The sequence below is a fragment of the Lacticaseibacillus sp. 866-1 genome (genome assembly GCF_016861825.1).
Classification (GTDB): Bacteria; Bacillota; Bacilli; order Lactobacillales; family Lactobacillaceae; genus Lacticaseibacillus.
Map to the genome: position 1 here is coordinate 1 of NZ_BOLU01000051.1, position 4106 is coordinate 4106.

At 55.3% G+C, this 4106-nt stretch carries 4 protein-coding genes; all 4 read right to left on the bottom strand.

Features of this window, described 5'->3' with window-relative positions; translation table 11 throughout:
* Window positions 1-430: 430 nt before the first annotated feature.
* Window positions 431-1915, bottom strand: a complete 1485-nt coding sequence (gene lysS / locus JUE30_RS11065; protein ID WP_203624870.1) for a lysine--tRNA ligase — start codon at window positions 1913-1915, stop codon at window positions 431-433.
* Between the two features lie 60 nt (window positions 1916-1975).
* Complete coding sequence (gene dusB, locus JUE30_RS11070; protein ID WP_125757814.1) at window positions 1976-2992, bottom strand: tRNA dihydrouridine synthase DusB; 1017 nt, start codon at window positions 2990-2992, stop codon at window positions 1976-1978.
* The gene (hslO, locus tag JUE30_RS11075) at window positions 2982-3881 is read right to left on the bottom strand and encodes an Hsp33 family molecular chaperone HslO (protein ID WP_203624871.1); all 900 of its coding nucleotides are present in this window, start codon (window positions 3879-3881) and stop codon (window positions 2982-2984) included. Before hslO ends, dusB begins: the two co-directional genes overlap by 11 nt.
* Before the next feature lie 31 nt (window positions 3882-3912).
* Window positions 3913-4106: hypothetical protein (locus JUE30_RS11080; protein ID WP_203624872.1), on the bottom strand; the 194-nt coding region annotated here is incomplete at its 5' end.

Below are 4106 nucleotides of genomic sequence, written 5' to 3' on the forward strand. Positions count from 1 at the left end.
GAGTTATTTGAATAGCTCGATTTGTTGTTTATTGCGAATTGACTTCGCTCATGTTAATTAATTCTTTTCAACTTTCATTGAAAAGCCCTATCACATTTACGAAACTTTGTTCAGTTTTCAAAGGACTACCTTGTCCAAAAGGCAACTCTGAAATCATATCAGATTGCTCATAGGCTGTCAACCAAATGCTTTGGCTGAAGGCCGGCTGCAATCGTGCTGATTGCCTCAACGACGCTATTTATCATATCAGCCACACCACAGAGCGTCAACAAATTTCGTATCTTTTTCACAATCACGAACAAGCGCCGACAGCCTTCTTCCAATCGTTAGAGTTTTAGAACGAATCCTCACTCCTCAGCTGTGCTTTATCCGGAGTTATTTAGACCCCGCGCAAAACAAAAAGCCGCTGAAAGGCGGCTTTAATTTCTCACTATGGACGCATCGTTGGAAATAGTAACACATCGCGAATGGAGGCGGCGTCTGTCAACAACATGACTAGGCGATCGATACCGATCCCTAGACCACCAGTTGGCGGCATGCCATACTCCAAAGCTTCAATGTAGTCCTCGTCAATCGGCTGGGCCTCGTCATTGCCGGAAGCCTTCTCGGCCGCCTGCGCTTCAAACCGCGCACGTTGATCGATTGGATCATTCAACTCAGTAAAGGCGTTGCCGTACTCGTTGCCGTGGATAAACAGCTCAAAGCGATCCACGAACCGCGGGTCCTTTTGACTCTTCTTGGCCAGTGGCGAGATCTCGATCGGGTGGCCGTAAATAAATGTCGGCTGGGTCAAAGTCGGCTCAACGAACTCCTCAAAAAACGCATTGATGATATGCCCAGTCTGCCAAAACGGCTCGTAGTGAACCCCTTTTTCGTCGGCCAGCTTACGCGCGTCCTCGGTACTCATCGGCTGCCAGAAATCCACCCCAGTGGTTTCCTTGATTGCATCGACCATATGCTTGCGCGCAAACGCCGCATCCAAGTCAACGGCCTGGCCCTGGTAGGTAAACTGGCCCGTACCCAGGACTTGGTTGGCAACAAAGCGAAACAGACCTTCAGTTTCTTCCATGACATCGGACAGGTCCCAGTATGCAGCGTAGGTTTCCAGCTCGGTAAACTCCGGGTTGTGCTTGGTGTCCAGGCCTTCGTTCCGGAACACGCGGCCGATTTCGTAAACGCGCTCCATCCCCCCAACAATCAGGCGCTTCAGGTGCAGCTCCAGGGCGATTCGCAGGTACAGGTCGATGTCCAGCGCATTGTGATGCGTGATGAACGGGCGCGCCGACGCCCCACCGGCAGAAGTGTGCAGTACTGGTGTTTCCACTTCCAGAAAATCGTTACGATCCAAATACTGACGCACTGCCGTGACAATGTGCGAGCGCTTGACGAAGCGATCGTAGCTGTCCGGGTTGGCAATCAGATCAAGGTACCGCTGCCGGTAGATCTGCTCAACATTGGTCAGGCCGTGGTACTTGTCGGGCAAGGGCCGCAGCGCCTTGCTCAGAAAAGTCAGGTGGGTCGCCCGGACGGTCAGCTCACCAGCATCGGTTTTCATCATGTCACCGGCGATCCCCAAAAAGTCGCCGAGGTCAGCCTTTTTAAATATCTGATAGTTTTCTTCCCCGACCACGTCTTTGCGCACGTAAATCTGAATGCGGCCCGAGCGGTCACGCAGGTCAGCAAATCCCACCTTACCCTTGCCGCGCTTGGCCATCATGCGCCCGGCGATGGTGACCTCAACCGGCGTTTTTGCCAGATTATCCTTATCGGTGTCATCAAACTGATCGTGAAGCTGCTTGGCCAGATGGGTCCGGTCGAAGCGGTGTCCGAACGGATCGATCCCGTTTTCGCGCAGCGCGTCCATCTTCTGCCGACGAGCGCGCATCTGATCGTTCATTTCTGTGTCTTTAGCCATGTTTTCCTCCTGTCGTTGTCCTTAGCCATTTTGCCAATGTCGCAGTAAAAAAGCAACCGGCTAGCCGGCTGCTTGCGCCTTATCGCGGGCTTCGGTCTCTTCGACAAAGCGGTCAAATATATCGTCTACCTCTTGCTCAGTGTCCACACTCATGGCCGCGGCCTTGGTGCGTGCGGCCCGCGGAATGCCCTTCAAGTAGTAGGCGGCCTGACTGCGGAACTCCCGCACGGCCAGATGCTCACCTTTGAGCTCCACCAGGCGGTGAAGCTGCAACTTTGCGGTTTCAATCTTCTCACGCGGCGTCGGTTCAGGAATCAGCTCACCAGTGCGCAGATAAGTCTCCACGCCGCGCAGCATCCAAGGATTACCCAGCGCGGCCCGGCCGATCATAACCGCATCCGCGCCCACTTCGTCCAGCATTCGCTTGGCGTCCTGCGGCGAGCGCACGTCACCATTGCCCATGAACGGAATATGCAACTGGTGCTTGACTTCCTTGAGGATGTCCCAATCCGCATGGCCGCGGTATAACTGTTCACGTGTCCGCCCATGCATGGCTAGCGCCGATGCGCCAGCACGTTCAGCGGCCAAGGCATTTTCCACCGCGTAAATATGATCATCATCCCAACCGGTCCTCATCTTGACCGTCACCGGCTTATGCACCGCGTCGACCACGGCCGCAACCATTTCATAGATCTTGTTCGGGTCCAGCAGCCAGTGGGCACCAGAATCTGTTTTGGTGACCTTGGGCACCGGGCAGCCCATGTTGATGTCAATAATGTCGGCCTCGGTATTTTGGTCGATAAACTTAGCCGCGTTCACCAGATTTTCTTTATTGCCACCAAAAATCTGAATCGAGATCGGATGTTCGCGCGGGTCCACAAACAGCATGCTCAGCGTCTTCTTGTTGTGGTACATAATGCCGCGGTCGGAGATCATTTCGCACACGACCAGCCCCGCGCCAAATTCCTTGGCCGTCACGCGAAACGCCGCGTTGGTGATGCCCGCCATTGGCGCGACAACCACGCGATTAGGAATCGTGATGTCGCCGATTTTCCAGCTCAGTGAATCAGTTGCCATTATCTTCATCCTTTTCCTTTAAAAATGCCCTTAATTCTGCTTCGGAATACTGGTACTTGCGCCCGCAAAACTTGCAGACGGCCTCGGCGCCGTGGTCTTCCTCGATCATCGTGGTCAACTCATGGCGGCTCAAGGTCTTAATGATCCGGCCAAAATGAGCCTTGCTGCACGTGCATTCAAAACTGACGGGCTTGGTTGAAAGCACGTCGATGGCAACATTGCCTATCGCCCGCGTCGCGATCTCAGTCGGGGTCAGCCCCTGGCGCAGCATTTCTGAAGTCAGTGGCAGCGTCTTGACCGTGGTCTCGACTGACGCGATTTCCGCCTGGGTGGCACCCGGCAGCGCCTGGATCATGAACCCGCCGGCCACCTGGATGGTGTTGTCCGCGTTGACGAACACCGACAGCCCAACTGCCGATGGAATCTGCTCAGATTGAGTCAGATAATAGGCAAAATCCTCACCCAGCTCACCGGACACCAGCGGCACTTGGCCGGTAAATGGCTGGCCGAACCCCAGGTCCTTGGTGACCGCCAGCAGACCGCGGCTGCCCACCGCACGGGCGACGTCGATCTTGCCGACCACGTTCAGCGGCAGCGTCACGTGAGGCTGCTCGATGTAGCCGCGCACGCTCCCGTGACTGGTTCCATCGACGACAATTGCGCCGACCGGGCCATCCCCTTTCAGCCGCACGGTCAGAAGGTCATTATCCCCTTTGAGCCCCGCGGCTGAAAGCAGCAGCGTGGCCACCATGGTGCGCCCCAACGCGGCGCTGGCGGCACTCCAAGTGTCATGGCGGCGCTGGGCTTCAGCAATTGTGTCTGAGGCATCGACCGCAAACACGCGGAAGGCCCCATCTTTGGATACGGCGGTGATCAATTGATCAGACATTTTGGCATCTCCTTGTGACTAAACGCAAGTATCATACCAGAAAACCAACAGCCCCGCCACTTTTGCAGAAAACAGCGGCAAGGCCGTGAAAATAAAAACCACCCGTCGAACGGGTGGTTTTCTCTGGGGCTATAAGCCCCTGTTGCTGGCTGCGTCTCAAGGCGCTGGCCTCACTTCGTTCAAGGCCTACTGCGATTGCCACTTTAACCGCCTCTGGAAGAGGCT

What these genes read in the sequence shown, in the direction of transcription:
- lysS (WP_203624870.1), bottom strand. Translation starts at nt 1,915, where the DNA reads ATGGCTAAAGACACAGAAATGAACGATCAGATGCGCGCTCGTCGGCAG.
- dusB (WP_125757814.1), bottom strand. Translation starts at nt 2,992, where the DNA reads ATGGCAACTGATTCACTGAGCTGGAAAATCGGCGACATCACGATTCCT.
- hslO (WP_203624871.1), bottom strand. Translation starts at nt 3,881, where the DNA reads ATGTCTGATCAATTGATCACCGCCGTATCCAAAGATGGGGCCTTCCGC.